This is a genomic window from Tenggerimyces flavus (assembly GCF_016907715.1).
Taxonomy (GTDB): domain Bacteria; phylum Actinomycetota; class Actinomycetes; order Propionibacteriales; family Actinopolymorphaceae; genus Tenggerimyces; species Tenggerimyces flavus.
This window is the reverse complement of sequence record NZ_JAFBCM010000001.1, coordinates 968754-987986: the sequence shown is the minus strand read 5'-3', so window position 1 is coordinate 987986 and position 19233 is coordinate 968754. Positions and strand designations below refer to the sequence as shown.

Here is a 19233-nt window from a genome sequence, read left to right as displayed (position 1 = left end):
GCACCCGCCCTAGAGGCGGCGCCACCACTGCTGCTGCATTCGCGTACCCATAGCGCCGCACTCTACTGGCTGTTGTCGTGAGACACCACGGTGATCTTGCGCGGCATGACGAACAGCAGCACGACAACGCCGAGGAGGGCGGCGACGGTGAGGCCGAGGTAGACGTTGTGGGTCGCCGCCTCGATCGCGGTCCGCAGGTACGTCATCGCCGGGCCGTTCGCGCCGTCGAGCACCTCCGAGATCCCGTTCAGGTCCTTCGGCAGCTCGCCACGCAGCCCGGCCGGCGCGTCGGCCAACGCGCGGACCAGCGTGGCGTTCGCGATCGCCCCGAACACCGCGGCGCCGATGCTCTGGCCGAGGAACCGGTTGAACATGATCGAGCTGGTCGCCACGCCGCGTTCGTTCCACTCCACGTGCGACTGGATGCCGACGAGCGTCGGCACCGACAGCAGGCCGCAGCCCGCGCCGAGCACGAGCGTGGACGCGACGACCGGCCACACCGACGGCGTGGCCGGCTGGAGGAGGAAGATCGCGATCGCCACCAGGCACAGGGCGACGCCGATCAGGCTGGTGTCGCGGAAGCCGATCCGCAGGTAGAGCTTGTTCGCCTGCGACGCCGCGATCGGCCAGGTCATGCTCATCGTCGCGAGCACGAGGCCGGCGACGATCGCGGAGAGTCCGAGGACGCCCTGGCCGTACGTCGGGAGGTACGCGCTCGGCCCGATCACCAGCAACCCGAGGCAGGCCATCGTGAGATTGCCGCCGAGCAACGTACGGCGCGACCACACCCAACCCGGGACGATCGGTTCGGCGGCACGACGTTCGACGATCACCGTCGCCGCGGCGGCGAGCGCGAAGCAGCCGAAGACTATGAAGCTCGGTGCGGACAGCCATGGCCACGCCGTTCCGCCTTGCAGCAAAGCGAAAACGAAGAGCCCGGCGGTCGTCATCACCAGCGCGGCGCCGAGATAGTCGACGCGATGTCGGGTGCGTTCCGGCACCTTCTCGTGCAGGTAGCGAACGATCAGCGCGAGCGCCGCGGCACCGACCGGCAGGTTGACGAGGAACACCCACCGCCAGCTCGCGTAGTCGGCGAACGCGCCGCCCATCGTCGGGCCGACGACCGCCGAGATGCCCCAGACGGACGCCATCCGCCCCTGCACCTTGCCGCGTTCGCTCAGGTTGTAGAGGTCCGCGACGATCGTCGTGACGACCGCCCCGATCGAGCCGGCGCCGATGCCCTGGATGCCGCGGAAGGCGATCAGCGCGACCATGTCCCAGGAGAGCGCGGACAGGCCGGAGCCGAGCAAGAAGATCAGCACGCCGACGATCAGCACCCGCTTGCGGCCGTACGTGTCGGCGAGCTTGCCGTAGATCGGGATCGTGACAGTCTGGGCGAGCAGGTAGACCGAGAACAGCCAGGAGAAGTACGCCAGCCCACCGAGGTCGCCGACCACCTGCGGGAGGGCGGTCGCGACGATCGTCGTGTCCATCGCCGCGAGCGCCATCGTCAGCATCAGCGCCGTGACGACCCGGCCCCTGCGGGTAGGGCTGGGCCCCGTCGTCTGCCGCGCCGAACCGTCCGTCACCTCGCCGACTTTAGTTCGCTGGGGGAACTTCTCCCTCCTGGCGTCAGTACTCGGCCTTGAACGACTCGCCCAGCCGTTCGCCCGTGCCGTAGTAGTGGCGGAAGACGTACAGCAGCGGCTCCCAGCGTGCGGTGTCCACGTGGTTCGTGCCGGGGATCGTCACGTCCTCGTGCGCGTGCACCCGACGTACCAGGGTCTCGACGATGGCGAACCCGCCCTCCTTGCCCGGTGTGATCGACGCGACCTCGGCCTCCAGCTGCAGCGGGCACTCGGCGATGCGCGGCGGGCGGACCACCTCCGAGGCGAGCGGGGTGAGGCCGGCGGCGCCGAACTTGTCCGGCTCGAACGTGTACCGCGCCTGCTTGTCCTCCGGAACGGGGTCGCGGCCGGTGAACGGCGCGATCCGTTCCACCTGCGTCCACAGTGCGGCCGAGGGGAGGTTGAGCACGCACTCGCCGAGGCGGGACAGGTTCGCGACGCACTGGCCGTCGTCGCCGAGCCCGAGGACGACGGTCGAGCCGAGCGCCCAGGCGGACGACATCGGCGAGATGTTGGCGGTGCCGTCCGGGTTCGTCGTCGTCACCAGAACGACCGGCGTACCAAAGTAGAGGATCGAAGGCGTGATCACCCGCGTCGCAGTCATGGTCTCGAAGCTAGGAGCGAGTCGCTTCGGTCCTGGCCGAAGCGTTCCGGACGTACGGTGAGCGGCATGATCGCCGACTCCGACCTCGCGGGTCTCGCGACCCTGCTCGCGGACGAGAGCCGGGCGCGGATGTGCATGCGTCTGATGGACGGGCGGGCCTGGACGTCCGGCGAGCTCGCCCGGGCCGCGGACATCGCGCCGTCGACGGCGAGCGAGCACCTCGGCCGGCTCGTCCAAGGTGGGCTGGCGGTGGTCGTTCCGCAGGGTCGGCACCGCTACTACCGGCTCGCCGGGCCCGAGGTCGCGTTCGCGCTCGAGGCGCTGCTGACGATCGCGCCTCCTCGGCCGGTACGGAACCTCCGCGAGGCCTCGCGCGGCCGAGCGACGGCGGCGGCTCGTACGTGCTACGACCACCTCGCCGGCCAGGCGGGCGTCGCGTTGACGTCCGCGTTCCACGTGCTCGGCTACCTCGACGAGGAGGCGCTGACGCCAGTCGGCGCGCGCGCGTTCACCGAGTTCGGCGTCGATGTCGAGGCGCTCCGGCAGCGGCGGCGGGTGCTGGTCCGGCACTGCGTCGACTGGACCGAACGTCGCCCGCACCTCGCCGGCGCCCTCGGTGCGGCGATCACGGCGGAGCTGTTCGACCGCGGCTGGCTGGTGCGCATCGGGACCGGCAGGGCCGTCCAGGTCACACCGCCGGGGCGGCAGGGCCTGTGGACAACCTTCGGGTGGGAGGCCCAAGTCGCCTAGGATCGGCCAAATGCGACTTATGCGCTTGGGGATCGCCGTTCTCGCACTGACCGCGTTCATCGCACCCGCCGTGCCCGCGCAGGCCGACGTGCCGCGACTGACTCCCGCTCAGACGGAGGCCAAGGTCACCGACCCGGTGCCGCTGGTCGAGCTGCGGACGGCCGACAACGGGTGGTTCTGGACGCTGTCGAGCTCCGAAGCTGCCGCCGCGGACAGCAAGTACGGCATGACGCCAGTGCGGAGCAAGCTCGGCTACCTGCGCCGGCAGCCGTTCACCGGCTCGCAGCCGCTGTTCCGGATGCGCCTGAAGGCGCGCTCGGCGTACCTGCTCACGCCGTCGACCAGCGAACGCGACGCGCTCGTCGCCAGCGGCAAGTACCTCAACGAGGGCGTGATCGGCCATCTCTGGGCGACCCAGGCGACCGGCACGGCAGCGCTGTGGCGGATGTCGAACGGCGTCGAATGGAGGGTCGTCCCCGAGGGCCAGCGCGCCGACTTCGCCGCGCGCGGCTACCGCACCGACGGGCGGCTGGGCTTCGCGCCGACAACGTACAACCGCGCCGGCGCGATCTACTTCGCGAACTGGGACGCCAAGGGCAACCAGTCGCTGCTGGACAACGCCGAGCGCGTGTACGGCCGCCGCGACTGGTGGGCGGGCCTGCGCGACTTCGCCGGCGTCGGCGTGGAGAAGCGCCCCTGGCACTGGGCGAACGAGGACTGGTCGGATCTCGAGCCGTCGATCGGCTACTACGACGACAGCCAGACCGCGACGTTGGAGAAGCAGATCAAGCAGGCCGCCGGCGCGGGCCTCGATCACTTCGCGTTCTACTGGTACTGGAACCCCGCGAACGGCGGCAACGAGAATTACGTTGAGGGCCTGAAGTCCTTCCTGCGCGCGGCGAACCGCGCTTCCATGGACTTCACGATCATGCCCTGCATCCACCCGTGGAAGGACGGCCCGGTCGGGCTGCAGCTGCCCGCGGAGCAGATCGACCGCGCGGCGCAGGTCATCGTCGACAGCTACCTCAGCCAGCCGAACTTCCTGCGTGCGAACGACGGACGCAAGGTGCTGACCGTGTGCGACACGCGTGGCATCGGCGCGGGCACGGCTCAGGGCAGCGACGTGCCGTCCGTTCGCCGGTTCAACGATGCGATCCGGGCGAAGGCGCGGGCGAAGTTCGGCGAGGAGATCCTCATCACCCACAACGCCGACCTCGGGATCGAGACGGCGGCGGCGGGGTTCGAGGGCCGGCAGTGTCAGGGGCAGTGGAGCCCGAGCCGTTCGTACCAGACGTACGTCGACAACCAGCGTGCGTTCTTCGCCTCCCGGCCGGGGGTGCTGATGCGGTGCATCACGTCGAACTTCGACGAGCGGCCGCGGATCGGGATCCAGATCCCGGACCCGAACCCGCCGACGCAGGCGAACCTGGAGAAGTCGTTCCGCTGGTACCCGGACCACACCATCGACCGGTTCCGCGCGCTGATCGCGAACGTCCAGGCGGACATGGACGCCTCGACGCGACCCGCGCTGGTGGACAACTTCGTGCTGGTCTACGCCTGGAACGAGTGGCACGAGGGTGGCTACGTCGAGCCGAACAAGCGCGACGGGTGCCTGTACCTGAACGCGGTCCGTTCGGGCTTCCAGCTCACCAACGGCGCGGGCTGCGTGGGCAACCCGAGCTAGCGACTGAGCCAGACCGCCAGCTCGGCAGCCGTGGGGATGGCGGAGCGGCCGTCGACGGCGCGGCAGGACAGGGCCGCGGCGGCGTTGGCGAAGCGCATCCCGTCAGCGAGCGAGTCGCCGCGGGAGATCGCGACGAGCAGGGCGCCGTGGAAGACGTCGCCCGCGCCGAGCGTGCTGCGTACGTCGACCGCGATGCCCGGCGCGACCACGAGCTCGCCGGGCGTCGCGGAGCCGTACGAGCCGTGCTCGCCGTCGGTCGCCACCACGCAGCGGGCGCCGTCGGCCAGCGCCAGCTCGACGAGCTCGCCGGGCGCCGTCGCCGCGGGGTAGCGCAGCCGCAGCGCCGCGAGCGTCGGCACGTACAGGTCCACCTGGTCCAGCACGAGATCCGGGATCGGGTTGCCCGCGTCGACCGAGATCCGCGCCGGCCCACCCAGGAACGGCACCACCGCCGGCCAGCCGTGGTGGTCGACGTGCACCCAGTCCGCGCCCGCGACGAGACCCGGCGGGATCGCGAACGGCACGAGCGGCCGTGTCGCAATCGCCCGCGAACCCGTCGTCTGGTCCACCAGGATCACGCTCGACCCGCCCTGACCAGCGGGAACGCGCAGCACGCCCGACACGTCGACGCCCTCGGCGTATAGCCCGGCGAGGATCCGTTCGCCCTCCTCGTCGTCGGCCACCGGCCCCACGAACGCCGCCGAAGCGCCGAGCCGCGCGGCCGCGACCGAGGCCGTCGCCGCGATCCCACCGCCGGCATGAACGACGGACAACGCCTCCAGCCGCTCGTCCGGCCCCGGCAACCGCGGCACGACCGCGATCGCGTCCATCGTCGCGAGCCCCAGGAAGACGAGCCGCGTCACGGCACAGCCGTCCACGGCCGGGCGTCCGCGGCGACCACGGTCGACAGCGACCGCAGGTACGGAACGGACTCCGCGGCCAGCGTCGCCCGTCGGTCGGCCGACGACAACGCGTTCGTCCACAACGCCCGCCCCGCGAGCATGCCCGACGCCCCACCGCGGCAGCACGCCTCCACAGCGGCGGCGAAGTCGGCGCGCTCCACGTGCGACGACAACACGACCCACGGACACCCGACCGCCGCCGACACAGCCGACGCGGCGTCGGTGATCCGCGCGGCCGGACCACGCCCGAAGTACGGCACCTCCGCCTTGTAGAGCGAAGGACCGAGAGCGCCCAACGCACGTGCGCACGAGACGAGCTCCGCCTCGCGGGTGGGAGAGGTGATCGGCCGGACCACGCCCTCCACGATGCTCACCAGCCCGGCTTCCCGGCACGCCTCGACGAAACGGGCCGCGTCCGCCACGCGCTCCGCCGTCCGGCCGTCGTCCCGCCACACCACGAGGAGCTTCGCCGCCGCGACGCCTGCCCGAGCGAAGCCAGACAGGTCGAGCGTGTCGTCGAACCGCGCGTCGGCGACGACTTCGGACTCGGTGCCCACCAGTGTGTCCGCGGCAACGATCAGCCCAGCCTTTCCATCGCCCGCGAGGATACGGCCTCCGTACGCCGGATCGACGAGGAATCCCGACGCCTCGGGCGCGAGAACGGCCGCGACGTCGGCCTTGAACGCGACCAACTCGTCGTCGCCGGCGCCGCCGAGCATCGCGCGGAGCGACTCGCGCTGATCCATCGCGACCATGAGGAACGTGCCGTCAGGTCGCGCGATCCGGGCGAGGTCACCAGCGGTCGAGATGGAGCACCTCGTCGACGGGTTGGCGCGGCGCGGGCTTGAACGTGGTGCCGAGCGTGTACGCGGTCGGGATCAGCGCCGCCGTACGGATGTCCGCCGGCAGCCCGAGGATCGCGTTGACCTCGTCCTCGTACGTGAGGTGCAGCGTCGTCCACGCCGTTCCGAGATCTCGCGCCCGAGCGGCGAGGCAGTAGCTCCACGCTGCCGGCAGGACCGAACCCCACGTTCCGGCCTGGTTGGACGCTGACAGCCGCTTGACCTGCAGACACGGGACCACGAGCACCGGAACGCGACCCATGACCTCGCCGAGGTACGCGACGCTCGAGCCGACACGGGTCTGGACCGGTGCGCGGGACGGATCGTCGGCGTACAGCCTGCCCGCCGCGCCGGGCGACGCGAGGTAGCCGCGGACCGCGCGCCCGTACACCTCGCCGAGCGCGGCCCGCTGGTCCGCGTCCGTCACGACCACGAAGTGCCAGGTCTGGCGGTTGCTGCCGGACGGCGCCTGCAGCGCGATCTCGATGCACTCGCGGACCAGCTCGAGCGGCACCGGTCGGTCGAGGTCCAGGCGTCGCCGGACCGCGCGGGTGGTGGTCAGAAGCTCGTCGGGAGACAGCACAACCGCACTTTAGGCCCAGCCGACCGCCGGCACACCCCTGCTCGATCGAGGCGCGGCAACCGCCCTGGGGCGAGGCAAGTCCATGTCCGTTTTCCGAACATCAGCGTCCGTCGAGGCTCTCTGGCTGGCAGCATGGGCTGCATACCGTCGAAGCGACGACATTCGCACCGACGTTGGAGGATCACATGGTCGACGAGGCGGCACTCGCGTCGTACCGAGACAACGGCTACCTGCTGGTGAAGGGACTCATCGGCAAGGACGAGGCGGCCACGTACCGGCAGGAGAGCCACGACCTGATCGGCCGGCTCAACCGCGACTGGGACCCGACCTGGGGGAGCGCGAAGGAGCTCACCATGGGTGCGGCGACCGAGCTCAAGCACTGCCACGACGTGCAGTTCTACTCCGCGGCGTTCGCGCGGCTGATCACCGATCCGCGCTTCACCGACGTGGCCGCGGCGATCATGGGAACGCCGAACGTGCAGCTGCACCACACGAAGATGTTCGTGAAACCGCCGGAGAAGGGCTCGCCGTTCCCGATGCACCAGGACCACCCCTTCTTCCCGCACACGAAGGACTCGGTGGGCGCGGCGATCTTCCACTTCGACGACGCGCCGGTCGAGAAGGGCTGCGTACGCGTCGTGCCCGGCTCGCACAAGAACGGCGCCCTGCAGCACGAGACCGAGGGCAGCTACCACCTGCCGTTCTCCGAATGGCCGTTGGAGAACTCGGTGCCGTGTGAGGCCGAGGCCGGCGACGTGCTGTTCTTCAGCTACCACACGGTGCACGGCTCGGGCACGAACACGACGGACGAGGCGCGGACCACGCTGCTGGTCCAGTACCGCGACCCCGAGGACGAGCCGATCGGCGACTCGCACTCGCAGTCGCTCGGCCAGGGCATGATGCTGCGCGGCATCGACCCGAGTTCGAGGGCGCTGGGCGATCGGTGACGCTTTCGTACGACGGCCGGCCGTTCGTCGACCTGTCCGCGGCGCGGATCGGGGTCGACGTGGCCGGCCATCGTGCGGAGTTCCTGAACTGGGGCTTCTTCGAGCCACAGCCGTGGCGGAACTTCTGGCACGCGCACTCGTTCTTCGAGATCTGCTACGCCTACACGGGTCGCGGGGTCTATCGAGTCGGTGACGTGTCGCATCCGGTACGAGCGGGCGACCTGTTCGTCGCGCGGCCGGGCGACGTGCACGAGATCGTCGCGGACGACGCCGATCCGCTCGGCATCCACTTCTGGTCGTACACGTTGGTGTTGCAGCCGCCGCGCCGCCGGGCCGCGCAGCCGTTGTCGGTACGCGACACCGCCGCGGACGAGCTGCTGCACGCGTTCGCCTCGTCCGGGTCGGCGGCGGTGACCGACGCCACCGGCTCGGTGCCGGCGCTGCTCGAGCTGCTCACCCGCGAGGCTGCCTCGCCGCTCCCCGCGTTCGAGGAGGCGGTCCGCTCGCTGTCGTCGACGCTGGTCATCGACACCGCCCGGGCCATCGTCGGCGCGACGCCGCTCCCACCGGCCGTGGATCCCGGCGGGCGCGACGAGCAGGTCGCGCGGACGATGGCGCAGTACCTCGAGGACAACTACGACCGGCCGGTCCACGTCCGGGACGTCGTCGCGCAGGTGCACCTGTCCGAACGGCATGCCAACCGGCTCTTCCGGTCGGTGCTGGGCACGACCATCCACGCCTACCTCGCGAGCTACCGGCTCGAGGTCGCGGCCCAGCTGCTGGTCGAGCCCGGCGAGGTGGCGATCAAGGAGGTCGCGCACAGCTGCGGCTACCCCGACGTTCGCCACTTCACCACCGCCTTCCGCCGGCGCTTCGGCCTCGCCCCGGCGGCCTTCCGGGCCCGCAACGGCACGACGTTCGTCTGAGATCTAGGGCGCCGTCCACTTCTGGTTGGCGCCGCCACCGCAGGTCCAGATCTGCAGTGGCGTGCTGTCGGCGGAGTTGTTGCCGGTGACGTCGAGGCACTTGTTCGAAGCGGGGTTGACGATGTCCCGCGCTCCGGTGATCGTCCACCGTTGCGCGCCCGAGCCGTTGCAGGTGTAGAGCTGCACCCTCGTTCCGTCCGCCGTACCCGCCGCGGCGACGTCGAGACACTTGCCCAGCGCGCGGATCGTGCCGTCGGAGCCGACCGTCCACTGCTGCGCGTTCGTCCCGTTGCAGGTGTAGAGCTGCACGGCCGTCCCGTCGGCCGAGCTCGCGGCGGCAACGTCGACGCACTTGTTCGCGAGGCCGGTGATCTGGCCCGTCCGGCCACCGGGGCTGCTCGTGTACGCGTACGCGCGCACCCAGTCGACCTGCAGCGTCTGCGGGAACACCGTGCTGCCGTCCGGCGAGCCCGGCCAGTTTCCGCCGACCGCGAGGTTCATCATCATGAAGAACGGGTGGTCGAACGGCCACGGGTCGCCGCCGACGTCCGCGCGGACGTGCCGCGAGTACTGGATGCCGTCGACGTACCAGGTGAACACGCCCGGCTCCCAGTCCACCGTGAACGTGTGGAAGTCGTCGGGGAACTGCTGCCCGCCCGGCAACGTGTACGTGCCGGTCAGCGGGTTGCCGCCGGAGTGGTTCGGGCTGTGCGTCGAGCCGTGCACGCGGGTCGGCTCGCGGCCGATGTTCTCCATGATGTCGATCTCGCCGCTGGCCGGCCAGCCGACGTCGCCGATGTTGTTGCCGAGCATCCAGAACGCGGGCCACATTCCCTGTCCACGTGGGAGTTTCATGCGCGCCTCGAAGCGTCCGTACGTCTGGGTGAACGTCGCCGACGTCGTGAGCTTGCCGGACGTGTACTCGCAGGTCCCGTACCAGCAGCCGAAGTTGGCCGGGTTGTTCCGGCGCGCGGTGATCACCAGCTGGCCGGCGCCGTTCTGGGCGACGTTGTCGGTGCGGTTCGTGTAGTACTGCAGCTCGTTGTTGCCCCAGCCGCTGCCGCCGATGTCGTGGCGCCACTTGCTCCCGTCTGGCGCGGCGCCGGCGGGACCGTTGAACTCGTCGGAGAACGTGAGCTGCCCGATGGCGGCCGCCGCGGGCTGGCTGGGCGCCGCGATCAGCGACACGGTCGCCACGGAGACCGTTGCGGCGAGCAGCAAGCGGAAGATCCTCATGGACACACCTCTATCCGTTGAACGATGGGTGCACCTTCGGTGAGGCGAACGCTATGAAGAGTTACGTCTAGCTGTCAATATAAGGCGTAATAGAAGCCGCATCCCCTTTGCAGAAAGGGAGAATCGACGTGCTTGACTTCAAGAAACGAACGATCCCGCTCGTTCTCGTCGCCCTGGTCGCGGTCGCCCTGCCCGGCACCGCGGACGCGGCCGGCGAGCAGGTGAACAGCTGGCTGACCACCACCTCCGACGCCGGAGGGCGCGTCGTCACACGAGGTCTGCAGCAGCAGGCGCCGGTCAACTTCGCGGCCAGCAGCCCGGGTGGCAGCCAGACGATCACGGTGAACGAGAACGTGACGTTCCAACCGTTCGAAGGCGGCGGGGCATCGTTCACCGACTCGACGGCGTGGCTGCTGCGCGGCAGCGGCATCGTCAGCGAGGCGACGCGGGACGACGTCACGCGGAAGCTGTTCGACCCGGTGAACGGCATCGGCCTCGCGTTCACACGCAACCCGATGGGCGCGTCGGACCTCGCGCGGTTCAACTACTCCTTTGACGACACGTGCTGCGACCTGAACGACTTCACGCTCGCCCCGGACAACGACGTGCTCGCGTTGACCAAGCAGGCCAAGCAGCTGAACCCGGCGCTGAAGGTGAAGGGAGCGCCGTGGAGCGCGCCCGGGTGGATGAAGGACAACGGCACGATGATCAACCAGGGTTGGCTGAAGTGGGAGTACGCGCCGATGTACGCGCAGTACTTCGTGAAGTACGTCCAGGGCTACGCGGCGCAGGGCGTCAAGATCGACTACGTGTCGGTGCAGAACGAGCCGACCTGCTGCGGCCCGGGCACGAACTACCCGTCGATGAACTGGAACGGCAGCGGGCTGCTGGAGTTCACGAAGAACAACCTGTTCCCCGCGTTCCGGGCGGCCGGCATCACCACGAAGGTGATGGTGCTCGACTACAACTGGGGCAACTACAACGACCTCGGCTCGGTGCCGTTGGCCGACGCCGCGTTGCGGAACGACCCGCTGTTCGGCGGGATCGCGTGGCACGGGTACGGCGGTGACGTGACGCTGCAGACCACGATCCACAACCAGTACCCGGCGATCAGCCACTACATGACCGAGCACTCCGGCGGGACGTGGATCGCCAACCAGCAGACCGAGGACATGCTCAACCTGGTCGACTACACGCGGAACTGGGACCGCAGCTGGGTCAAGTGGAGCCTCGCGGTCGACCAGAACCACAACCCGCACAACGGCGGCTGCGGCATCTGCACCGGGCTGATCACCGTTCAGAACGGCGGCGCGCGGCACGGACAGGTGGATCTCACCGTCGAGTACTACACGATGGGGCACCTGACGAAGTTCGTGAAGCCGGGCGCGCTCCGCATCGATTCGACGTCGAACAGCTCAGTGCCCAACGTGGCTTGGAAGAACCCAGATGGCTCGAAGGCACTGATCGCGTACAACAACACCGGCGGCACGCAGTCGGTGAAGGTCAACTGGGGCGGGCAGTCGTTCACGTACAGCCTGCCGACGAAGACCTCGGTGACGTGGACCTGGTCGGGTACGCAGAGCGGTGGCGGCGGACGTACGGGGCCGGTGACCGGGCTGGCGGGCAAATGCGTCGACGTGGCGGGCGCGAATCCCGCCGACGGGACCGCGGTGCAGCTGTACACGTGCAACGGCAGCGGCGCGCAGCAGTGGACGGTCGGCACCGACGGCACGATCCGCGCGCTGGGCAAGTGCCTGGACGTCGCGGCCGGGTCGACGGCGAACGGGGCGCGGGTGCAGCTCTACACCTGCAACGGCTCGGGCGCTCAGCAGTGGAACGTCACGGCGGGCCGGGACATCGTCAACCCGGCAGCGAACAAGTGCCTGGACGTGACCGGCAACACCTCCGCCGACGGCACTCCGTTGCAGCTCTGGTCCTGCACGGGTGCCGCCAACCAGAAGTGGACGGCGCCCTGAGGGCTTAGCTCTGGCGGTCAGCGCGGGACGCCGCCGTCGGCGAGGAGTTGGGCGACCGGAAGGGTGGCCGCTCCCAGGGCGACGGCGTCCGCGCCCAGCTCGCAGAGCTCGATGGTGGTGTGCTCGAACGGTCCTCGGAGCGCGTGCGAGCCCGTCGCCGTACGGATCTCCGGCAGGTAGCGCTCCCCGAGCGCGAGGCCGGCCCAGCCGCCGAGCACGATCCGTTCCGGGTTGAGCAGGTTGACGAAGGTGGCGAGGCCGGCGCCGAGGATGTCGAGGGTCTCCTCGAGCACCTTCGCCGCCGTACGCGACGACCCGGCCGAGGCGATCAGCGTGGCGAGCATCGGCTCCTCGCGCCCGCCGCCGACGGGCCGGCCCCTGTTCGCCTGCCGGTAGCGGTCCAAGATCGACTCGGCGCCGACGTACGCCTCCAGGCAACCCAGCGCGCCACACCGGCAGCGCCGGCCGCCGTGCACGATCGTCGTGTGCCCCCACTCGCCGGCGCTGCTGGTGGAGCCGCGGTAGACCGAGCCACTCGTGACGACCGCCGCGCCGACGCCGGAGCCGATCAGCGCGACGACGACGTCGCGGGCGCCTCGCCCGGCGCCGAACCACATCTCCGCCTGGCCGAGTGCCTTCGCGCCGTTGTCCACGCGTACGGGAATGGACGTGCCGGCGCGCAGCATTTCGCCCAGTGGAACGGAGTTCCAGCCCAAGCTCTGCGCGTCGACGACGCCTTCCTGCGGGTGCTGGACGACGCCGGAGACCGCAACTCCCATGCCCAGAACGCGATTCGGGTCGGCGTCGGCCTCCTTGATCACCTCGGAAAGGCCAGACAAGGTGTGGTTGACAACGGTCGCGGGCTTGGGCGACGCGGAGCGAAAAGCGTGATCCGCTTTGGCGATCTCGCGCATCGACAAATCGAATAGCTCAACCTGAACGCGCGTCTCGCCGATGTCCACGCCTACGACGTACGCGTAGGAGGGCGACACGCGCAACAACGTGCGGGGGCGGCCACCATCGGACTCGACCAAACCGGCGTCCTCGACCAGGCCGTCCGCGACGAGCTCGGCGACCATGTTGCTCACGCTGGCCTGGCTCAAAGCTGTTACCTCGGTGAGCTCCTGGCGTGACAACGGGCCTTCGCGGTAAAGCTTCGTCAGCACGACGGCGCGGTTCGCACGGCGCATGTCGCGCACCGTGGTTCGCCTGGCATCCACCGAAATCTCCGTCATATCTCGCGAGCTAGGTGTCGATTATGGGGCAGAGGTGTGTCAACACCGCCTATCCTTTCGTTCGACGTCTGAAGTGTTCCGGCAGGTGGCACATGGAGGAGGTCGAATGCGAAATGTCGGTGGTAACCGGTTGCTGGCTTACGGTGTGATGGCTCGACGGTCCGTTCTTGGCGTGCAAGAATCCGGTTCCGCACTTGGGTGACGGGTGTGGGGGGATCCGGTCAGAGGAGGTGTGGTGGCTCGCGCGATTCGGCGTACGACCAAGCAGACCCCAGGCCGGTCGACCCTGTCCGACGTTGCCGCCCGGGCGGGCGTGTCGCGTTCCACCGCTTCCCGCGCGCTGACCGGAAACGGCTATGCGGCGACCGATGTCAAGGAACGCGTGCTGGCCGCGGCGGAGGAGCTTGGCTACGTTCCGGACGCCAACGCGCGAAGCCTGAAAGCACGGCGTACACCGACGGTCGGGCTGCTCGTTTCGGACCTGCGCAACCCGTTCTACGCCGAAGTCGCCGCCGGGGCTGGCAATGTGCTTCGCGAACAGGGCTACACGATCGTGCTGGTCGACGACGCGGGTAGCGACCTGGAGGAGATGGCGGCGGCCCGTACGTTCCTCGCGATGCGCGTGGCGGGGGTCTTGCTGACGCCGGTGTCGGCGGCGGCGACCCAGTTCGTCATGCGGCAGGGCGTTCCGGTGATCGAGATCGACCGCCAGTTCTGTCGCGGCGAGTGCGACGCGGTGTTGATCGACAACGTCGCCGCGGCCCGCGACGTGACCCGGCGGCTGGCGTCGCTGGGACACCGGCGGATCACGTTGATCGTGGACGAGGCCACCTGGACGACGGGTGCCGGTCGGGTCAAGGGTTATCGACAAGCCTTGGCCGAAGCCGGACGCCCCGTAGGCGACGACGCCGTCGTGCAGTGCGGCTTCGACCGCGACGAGATCGCCGAGACGACGCGCAAGCTCCTTACCGGCAGCCGCCGCCCCACCGCGGTCTTCGCGGCGAACAACATGATCGCCGAAGTCGTCTGGCGCCAGGCGCACGATCTGGGGCTGAAGATCCCCGACGACCTGTCCTTCGCGGCCTTCGACGACGCGCCGTGGATGAGCATGGTCCAGCCGGGGATCACGACCGTGGCGCAGCCGGCGTACGAGCTGGGAGCCCGCTCCGCCCGGCTGCTGCTGTCGCGGATCGAGAAGACCGCCCGGCCCCGTACCGCGCTGCTGGAGACCACGCTCGTCGAACGCGGTTCGACGAGCCGCCGAGGCCGCACCCGCAAGAGCTAGCCGGCTACCGACCGGCGGCTGTGCCGCCAGCCTCGCAGCGTGCCGAGCCGGGTTGGGTCGGGGGCGCCCTGGTCCCATAGGTCTGGACGAGGGTGCCCCCGACCCAAGCTCAGGCAGCGTGGTGGCGGCGGATGTTTGCGCTGGTCAGAGCTCCTCGACCGAGGTCGCCACGTAGGCCGGCTGGGACACCGCCCCCTTGCCGCAGCTCACGGCTCGCGGGGGTTCGAGCACCCGCTGCTCGACCGACACCAGCCACCGCCGCGAGCCCACGGACACCTCGAGCGCCCCGTCCGGACCGGCAGACACCACCACGGCGTCCGCGTCCCGTTCGCCCAGCAGCTCCCGCACCGCCAGCTCCGCCACCTGGCCCGGCCCCGACCAGGTCGACCGCCCGCGGCAGCGGTCCAGCAGCATCGTGCCCTTGGCGGTGGCCGCAAGCACCGACTCCGCGAACGCCACGTCCAGCCGCCCGTACACGTACCCCGTCGGCAACGACACCGCCGTCGGCGCCAACCGATGCCCGCCCGTATGGGTCGACTCCCACACCGCGTCCGGATGCAGCGCGGACAGTTCCAGCGCCAACGGACGCCCGCGCACCGCGCAGCACACGTCGCGCCGGCCGTTCGTGCACACCAGCAGCACCGGCGACGAGTCGAGCACGCCAAACCGCGGCGCCACCCCCGCGGCCAGCTCGGCGAAATCCAGGGCGAGCAGGTCCGCAGGCGACGAGATCACCGCCCGCTCGCACCACGTCAGCCCCGGCCGCGTGTGCGCGATCAGGACCGTCCGCGGCGCGCCAGGAGCGTGGCGATCCGCATGCGGCCCCGGCCGCCGGATCAGCTGGATCCGCACCCCGCCCTTGGACGACCGCGCAGCCAGCGCCGAACCCACGTCAGCGTCGAAGTGGCTCTCCACCAGCGCTTCTCGCCCGTACGGCCCCGACTGCTCGATGCACAGATACGTCACCGCTGCCGCGGCGGTCCCGGCGAGCGGCTCACCCAACGCGGCCGAGAGCTCCGAGCACGCGGTCACCGATGTCATCCCCACCATCCTGCCATCAGCCTGTGTGGGAACGTTGCCAGTTGCCGCTCGAGAGACCGACGAACACGAGCAGCAACGCCATCAGCGCGGCGTTCGCGAGCAGCGGGACGGCCGGCGAGATGCCGTAGAGCGGAGTCGCGAGGAGCGGCCCGAGGATCGAGCCCGCGCCGTTCGCCGAGGTGAGGAAGCCGGCCAGCCTGCCCTGCTGGTCCGAGGCGACCGCGAACGTCGGCGCGGCGGTGTAGCCGGGGATCGCGAGGCCGTGCCCCAGCCCGAACAAACCGGTCGCCAAAACGACGACGGCCAGATTCGGCGCGACGGCGATCCCGACGAACGCGACCAGCGAGATCGGTACGCCAACGCGCACGAGCCGCATCGGCGGCCAAGCAAGCCAGCGGACGACGAACGCCTGCACCACCAGCGAGACCAAGCCGTACGCGACGAGGGCCAGTCCGGCACCGGAGGCACCGGCCTCGGCGGACAGGTGGAAGCGGTCCTGCACCAGGAAGCCCAGCAGCAGCGGCACCGGCGCCAGGACTGTGAACAACACGACGCCGAGCGCGAGGTACGGCCACACCTGCACCGCCCGCAACGCACCCCGCTCGCCCGCGGAAGCGACACCGTGGCCGTCGCCCAGCCACCGCCAGACCACCACAGCGACCACCGCGACCGGAAGAGCCGGAACGTACAACGCCCACAGCAGGCTCTGCGAAGCGAGGAAGCTGCCGAGCGCCGGCCCGAGGACCGTGCCCAGCCCGAGCGCGGCGCCGAACATGCCCAGCGCGCGGACCCGTTCGGCGCCCGCGGCGGTGTTCTGGGAGAGGTACGAGATCACCGCGACCGACGTCGCCGCGGCCGCCACGCCCTGGCCGAGCGCGCGGCAGGCTAGCAACAGCGGGAACGTCGCGGCGGACCGTCCGTCAGCGAGCGCCACCTGCGCGAGACCAGCGAAAGCGAGCTGGCAGACCGCGATGCCGACCATCGACAGCGTTGCCACCCGCCGAGCGCCAAAGCGAGTGACGACCCGTCCCCACAGCGGGCTGACGACCATCAGGGCCGCCGACGAGACCGTGACGAACAAGCCCGCCTGGAACTCGGTCAGCAGGAGCGTACGAGTCAGCGACGGAAGGACAGGAGCGAGAACGAGCTGTGCGCTGAACACAGTGGCCGTGGCGACGTACGCCACGGCCAGGGACCGGCCCCGCACCCCGGAACGGTGTCAGCCCACCGAAAGGGCGTCAATCGATATCGGCGGCGGACCCTCCGGTCGCGAGCCGCATCAGGTCCGAGTCGAGGTCGATCGACAACTCCGTACCGCCCGCGCTGCCGAACTCGTGCTGGTAGCTGCCCCACCCCTCCGCCCGTACCTGCGCGGCGAACCCGCTCACCATCAGCACCACGAGCTCCAGCGCCGCCCGCCGCACCCGGCCGTCCAAGGACGGGTCGCGCCAGTCCTCCGGCGCCGCGAACAACGACGTCGCCACCGGCATCGTCCGCAGGTACGCGAACAGCGTCCGCAGCTGGTCGTCGACGACCAGCGCGTGCCGCGCCGTCCCCGCCGTCGCGGCGAGGATGACCGGCTTCGCGATCAGCAGGTCGTTGTCGAGGATCTGGAAGAACGACGTGAACAATCCGCTCGCCCCCGCCGCGTACACCGGCGTGCTCGCGATCAGCCCATCGGCAGCTCCAAGCGCCGTGATCGCCGCGCGAAGCTTCGGGCCGACCAGCTGGGAGAGCATCGCGGTCGTGATCTCGGTGGCCAGCTCGCGCAGGTCGATCACGGACGTCGCGACCTCACGCCCGCGCGAGCCCGCCAGCTCCGCGACCCGCGAAGCGGCCCGGTCGGCCAGCATCCGCGTCGACGACGGGTCGCTCGTCCCCGCCGTGACGACGACAAGGCGTAGTGCATCGCTCATGGGCGAAGTGTCCCCTCTGATCCAGCAAGCTTCCAGGTGAGTACGGCGAGCTGGGCCAGCTCGTCCTGGCTCAGCGCGGACGTCACCGCGCGCGTCACCGAGCGCGCGTGCTGGCCACCGATCCGACGCTGCGTCTCCAACCCCAGCGAGGTCAGCGACAGGCTCACGCCCCGCTTGTCGGCAGGGGAAGGAACGCGCAGCACCAGCCCCCGCTCCACCAGCCGGTCCACCAGGCGCGACAGAGCCGGCTGGCTGAGTAGAACGTGCCGATGCAGCTCACCGATCCGCACCGGCCCAGAGCACTTCGACAGCGTGTAGAGCACGTCGTACTCCCGCATCGACACGTCGCCCCAAATCTCCTCGGCCGCGAACCCCTTCATCAGCCGGGCGTGCGCCGAGAGCAGCCCCTCCCAGGCGTGGTTCGCGAGCCGGTCACGGCCGGACATCAGGGCCTCGGGTACGTGGCCTGAACGGCGGGGTCGGTGTCCTGGTACGGCGACGCGCCGGTCACGTTGTCGCCGCGGTTGGCGTTCGGGCGCGGCTGCCGGGGAGCGGCGTCGCCGTACTTCGCGCGCACCAGGCTCGCGTGCGTCGGAGCGTCCGGCACGTCCGGGTCGCGCCGAGCCGACAGCTCCTTGCGCAGCGTCGGCAGGACCTCCTCGCCCAGCAGGTCGAGCTGGTCGAGCACGGTCTTCACCGGCAGGCCGGCGTGGTCGACGAGGAACAGCTGCCGCTGGTAGTCGCCGAAGTGCTCACGGAACGTCAGGGTCTTGTCGATGACCTCCTGCGGGCTGCCGACCGTCAGCGGCGTGCCCTCCACGAAGTCCTCGAGCGAGGGCCCGTTCCCGTACACCGGCGCCTCGTTGAAGTACGGCCGGAACTCCTTGATCGCGTCCTGGGAGTTGCGCGCGAGGTAGATGTGCCCGCCGAGGCCGACGATCGCCTGCTTCTCGGTGCCGTGGCCGTAGTGCGCGTAGCGCTGCCGGTAGAAGTTCACCAACCGCATGAAGTGCTCCTTCGGCCAGAAGATGTGGTTGGCGAAGAAGCCATCGCCGTAGTACGCGGCCTGCTCGGCGATCTCGGGCGTCCGGATCGAGCCGTGCCAGACGAACGGCGGGACGTCGTCGAGCGGGCGCGGCACCGAGGTGAAGCCCTGCAGTGCCGTACGGAACGTGCCCTCCCAGTCGATCACGTCCTCACGCCATAGCCGGTGCAGCAGGTTGTAGTTCTCCAGCGCCAGCGGCAGGCCCTGCCGGATGTCCTGGCCGAACCAGGGATAGACCGGCGCGGTGTTGCCGCGGCCCATCATCAGGTCGACGCGGCCCTTGGACAGGTGCTGGAGCATCGCGTACTCCTCCGCGATGCGCACCGGGTCGTTCGTCGTGATCAACGTCGTCGCCGTCGAGACGATCAGGCGCTCGGTGGTCGCCGCGATGTGCGCCAGCAAGGTGGTGGGGGAGGACGAGAAGAACGGCGGGTTGTGGTGCTCGCCGATCGCGAACACGTCCAGCCCGACCTCCTCGGCCTTCTGGGCGATCCGTACGACCGCGTCGATGCGCTCCGCCTCGCTCGGCGTCTGTCCCGACACGGGGTCTCGCGTGATGTCACTGACCGAGAACACCCCGAACTGCATGACCTGTCTCCTTCGTCCCTCATGGTCTATGCGTTTGCATATATT

Annotated in this window: 18 protein-coding genes; 6 read left to right on the top strand and 12 right to left on the bottom strand. The window is 70.0% G+C overall.

Annotation, left to right across the window (positions count from 1 at the left end; all coding sequences use genetic code 11):
• Positions 1 to 62: 62 nt before the first annotated feature.
• Both JOD67_RS04735 and JOD67_RS04730 read right to left on the bottom strand, forming a co-directional pair.
• A complete protein-coding gene (locus JOD67_RS04735; RefSeq protein ID WP_307782276.1) occupies positions 63 to 1589 on the bottom strand; it encodes an MDR family MFS transporter in 1527 nt (508 codons plus the stop codon).
• Between the two features lie 43 nt (positions 1590 to 1632).
• Positions 1633 to 2232, bottom strand: coding sequence for a flavin reductase family protein (locus JOD67_RS04730; RefSeq protein ID WP_205115592.1), 600 nt, complete (start codon positions 2230 to 2232; stop codon positions 1633 to 1635).
• Positions 2233 to 2298: 66 nt separating this feature from the next.
• Here JOD67_RS04730 and JOD67_RS04725 point away from each other — a divergent pair, with 66 nt between their 5' ends.
• Together JOD67_RS04725 and JOD67_RS04720 are read left to right on the top strand one after the other, a co-directional pair.
• A complete protein-coding gene (locus JOD67_RS04725) occupies positions 2299 to 2982 on the top strand; it encodes an ArsR/SmtB family transcription factor (protein WP_205115591.1) in 684 nt (227 codons plus the stop codon).
• Positions 2983 to 2992: 10 nt separating this feature from the next.
• Entirely contained in the window at positions 2993 to 4666 is a 1674-nt protein-coding gene (locus tag JOD67_RS04720; protein ID WP_205115590.1) for a glycoside hydrolase family 99-like domain-containing protein, read from the top strand.
• Here JOD67_RS04720 and JOD67_RS41690 read toward each other — a convergent pair.
• From JOD67_RS41690 to JOD67_RS04705, 3 genes are read right to left on the bottom strand one after another with little or no spacing between them, the layout of a single operon-like run.
• Positions 4663 to 5529: a PfkB family carbohydrate kinase gene (locus tag JOD67_RS41690; RefSeq protein ID WP_205115588.1), complete on the bottom strand. Its 867-nt coding sequence runs from the start codon at positions 5527 to 5529 to the stop codon at positions 4663 to 4665. The two genes, JOD67_RS04720 and JOD67_RS41690, sit on opposite strands and share 4 nt — an antisense overlap.
• Positions 5526 to 6314 carry a hypothetical protein gene (locus JOD67_RS04710; RefSeq protein WP_205115587.1) on the bottom strand — a complete coding sequence of 263 codons (789 nt, stop codon included), beginning with the start codon at positions 6312 to 6314 and terminating at the stop codon, positions 5526 to 5528. Before JOD67_RS04710 ends, JOD67_RS41690 begins: the two co-directional genes overlap by 4 nt.
• 46 nt (positions 6315 to 6360) lie before the next feature.
• Entirely contained in the window at positions 6361 to 6993 is a 633-nt protein-coding gene (locus JOD67_RS04705) for a nitroreductase family protein (RefSeq protein ID WP_205115586.1), read from the bottom strand.
• 185 nt (positions 6994 to 7178) lie between these two features.
• On the opposite strand from JOD67_RS04705, the gene JOD67_RS04700 reads away from it, so the two are divergent.
• Together JOD67_RS04700 and JOD67_RS04695 are read left to right on the top strand one after the other, a co-directional pair.
• On the top strand, positions 7179 to 7940 hold the full coding sequence (locus tag JOD67_RS04700; RefSeq protein ID WP_205115584.1) for a phytanoyl-CoA dioxygenase family protein: 762 nt from the start codon (positions 7179 to 7181) through the stop codon (positions 7938 to 7940).
• On the top strand, positions 7937 to 8866 hold the full coding sequence (locus JOD67_RS04695) for an AraC family transcriptional regulator (RefSeq protein WP_205115582.1): 930 nt from the start codon (positions 7937 to 7939) through the stop codon (positions 8864 to 8866). Before JOD67_RS04700 ends, JOD67_RS04695 begins: the two co-directional genes overlap by 4 nt.
• Positions 8867 to 8869: 3 nt before the next feature.
• Here JOD67_RS04695 and JOD67_RS04690 read toward each other — a convergent pair whose 3' ends face one another.
• A complete protein-coding gene (locus JOD67_RS04690; RefSeq protein ID WP_205115581.1) occupies positions 8870 to 10102 on the bottom strand; it encodes a glycoside hydrolase family 16 protein in 1233 nt (410 codons plus the stop codon).
• A 128-nt stretch (positions 10103 to 10230) separates the two neighbouring features.
• On the opposite strand from JOD67_RS04690, the gene JOD67_RS04685 reads away from it, so the two are divergent.
• Positions 10231 to 12078 carry a lectin gene (locus JOD67_RS04685; protein WP_307782275.1) on the top strand — a complete coding sequence of 616 codons (1848 nt, stop codon included), beginning with the start codon at positions 10231 to 10233 and terminating at the stop codon, positions 12076 to 12078.
• A gap of 17 nt (positions 12079 to 12095) precedes the next feature.
• Here the strand turns inward: JOD67_RS04685 and JOD67_RS04680 are convergent, their stop codons facing one another.
• Positions 12096 to 13268, bottom strand: a complete 1173-nt coding sequence (locus JOD67_RS04680; protein ID WP_239553722.1) for an ROK family transcriptional regulator — start codon at positions 13266 to 13268, stop codon at positions 12096 to 12098.
• 280 nt (positions 13269 to 13548) lie between these two features.
• On the opposite strand from JOD67_RS04680, the gene JOD67_RS04675 reads away from it, so the two are divergent.
• The gene (locus JOD67_RS04675) at positions 13549 to 14598 is read left to right on the top strand and encodes a LacI family DNA-binding transcriptional regulator (RefSeq protein ID WP_205115576.1); all 1050 of its coding nucleotides are present in this window, start codon (positions 13549 to 13551) and stop codon (positions 14596 to 14598) included.
• Positions 14599 to 14742: 144 nt separating this feature from the next.
• Here JOD67_RS04675 and JOD67_RS04670 read toward each other — a convergent pair whose 3' ends face one another.
• The 5 genes from JOD67_RS04670 to JOD67_RS04650 are packed head-to-tail and all read right to left on the bottom strand — an operon-like array spanning position 14743 to position 19188.
• On the bottom strand, positions 14743 to 15639 hold the full coding sequence (locus tag JOD67_RS04670; RefSeq protein ID WP_239553721.1) for a ferredoxin family protein: 897 nt from the start codon (positions 15637 to 15639) through the stop codon (positions 14743 to 14745).
• Positions 15640 to 15655: 16 nt separating this feature from the next.
• Positions 15656 to 16846, bottom strand: coding sequence for an MFS transporter (locus JOD67_RS04665; RefSeq protein WP_205115572.1), 1191 nt, complete (start codon positions 16844 to 16846; stop codon positions 15656 to 15658).
• A gap of 31 nt (positions 16847 to 16877) precedes the next feature.
• On the bottom strand, positions 16878 to 17555 hold the full coding sequence (locus tag JOD67_RS04660; RefSeq protein WP_205115570.1) for a CE1759 family FMN reductase: 678 nt from the start codon (positions 17553 to 17555) through the stop codon (positions 16878 to 16880).
• A complete protein-coding gene (locus JOD67_RS04655) occupies positions 17552 to 18001 on the bottom strand; it encodes a MarR family winged helix-turn-helix transcriptional regulator (RefSeq protein ID WP_205115567.1) in 450 nt (149 codons plus the stop codon). The genes JOD67_RS04660 and JOD67_RS04655 overlap by 4 nt, the downstream gene beginning before the upstream one ends.
• The gene (locus JOD67_RS04650) at positions 18001 to 19188 is read right to left on the bottom strand and encodes an LLM class flavin-dependent oxidoreductase (RefSeq protein ID WP_205115563.1); all 1188 of its coding nucleotides are present in this window, start codon (positions 19186 to 19188) and stop codon (positions 18001 to 18003) included. The genes JOD67_RS04655 and JOD67_RS04650 overlap by 1 nt, the downstream gene beginning before the upstream one ends.
• Positions 19189 to 19233 lie beyond the last annotated feature (45 nt).

Coding starts and splice junctions, on each gene's coding strand:
- JOD67_RS04710 (WP_205115587.1), bottom strand. CDS start 6,314: ATGGATCAGCGCGAGTCGCTCCGCGCGATGCTCGGCGGCGCCGGCGAC.
- JOD67_RS04690 (WP_205115581.1), bottom strand. CDS start 10,102: ATGAGGATCTTCCGCTTGCTGCTCGCCGCAACGGTCTCCGTGGCGACC.
- JOD67_RS04700 (WP_205115584.1), top strand. CDS start 7,179: ATGGTCGACGAGGCGGCACTCGCGTCGTACCGAGACAACGGCTACCTG.
- JOD67_RS04670 (WP_239553721.1), bottom strand. CDS start 15,639: ATGACATCGGTGACCGCGTGCTCGGAGCTCTCGGCCGCGTTGGGTGAG.
- JOD67_RS04650 (WP_205115563.1), bottom strand. CDS start 19,188: ATGCAGTTCGGGGTGTTCTCGGTCAGTGACATCACGCGAGACCCCGTG.
- JOD67_RS04725 (WP_205115591.1), top strand. CDS start 2,299: ATGATCGCCGACTCCGACCTCGCGGGTCTCGCGACCCTGCTCGCGGAC.
- JOD67_RS04660 (WP_205115570.1), bottom strand. CDS start 17,555: ATGAGCGATGCACTACGCCTTGTCGTCGTCACGGCGGGGACGAGCGAC.
- JOD67_RS04655 (WP_205115567.1), bottom strand. CDS start 18,001: ATGTCCGGCCGTGACCGGCTCGCGAACCACGCCTGGGAGGGGCTGCTC.
- JOD67_RS04730 (WP_205115592.1), bottom strand. CDS start 2,232: ATGACTGCGACGCGGGTGATCACGCCTTCGATCCTCTACTTTGGTACG.
- JOD67_RS04680 (WP_239553722.1), bottom strand. CDS start 13,268: ATGCGCCGTGCGAACCGCGCCGTCGTGCTGACGAAGCTTTACCGCGAA.
- JOD67_RS04720 (WP_205115590.1), top strand. CDS start 2,993: ATGCGACTTATGCGCTTGGGGATCGCCGTTCTCGCACTGACCGCGTTC.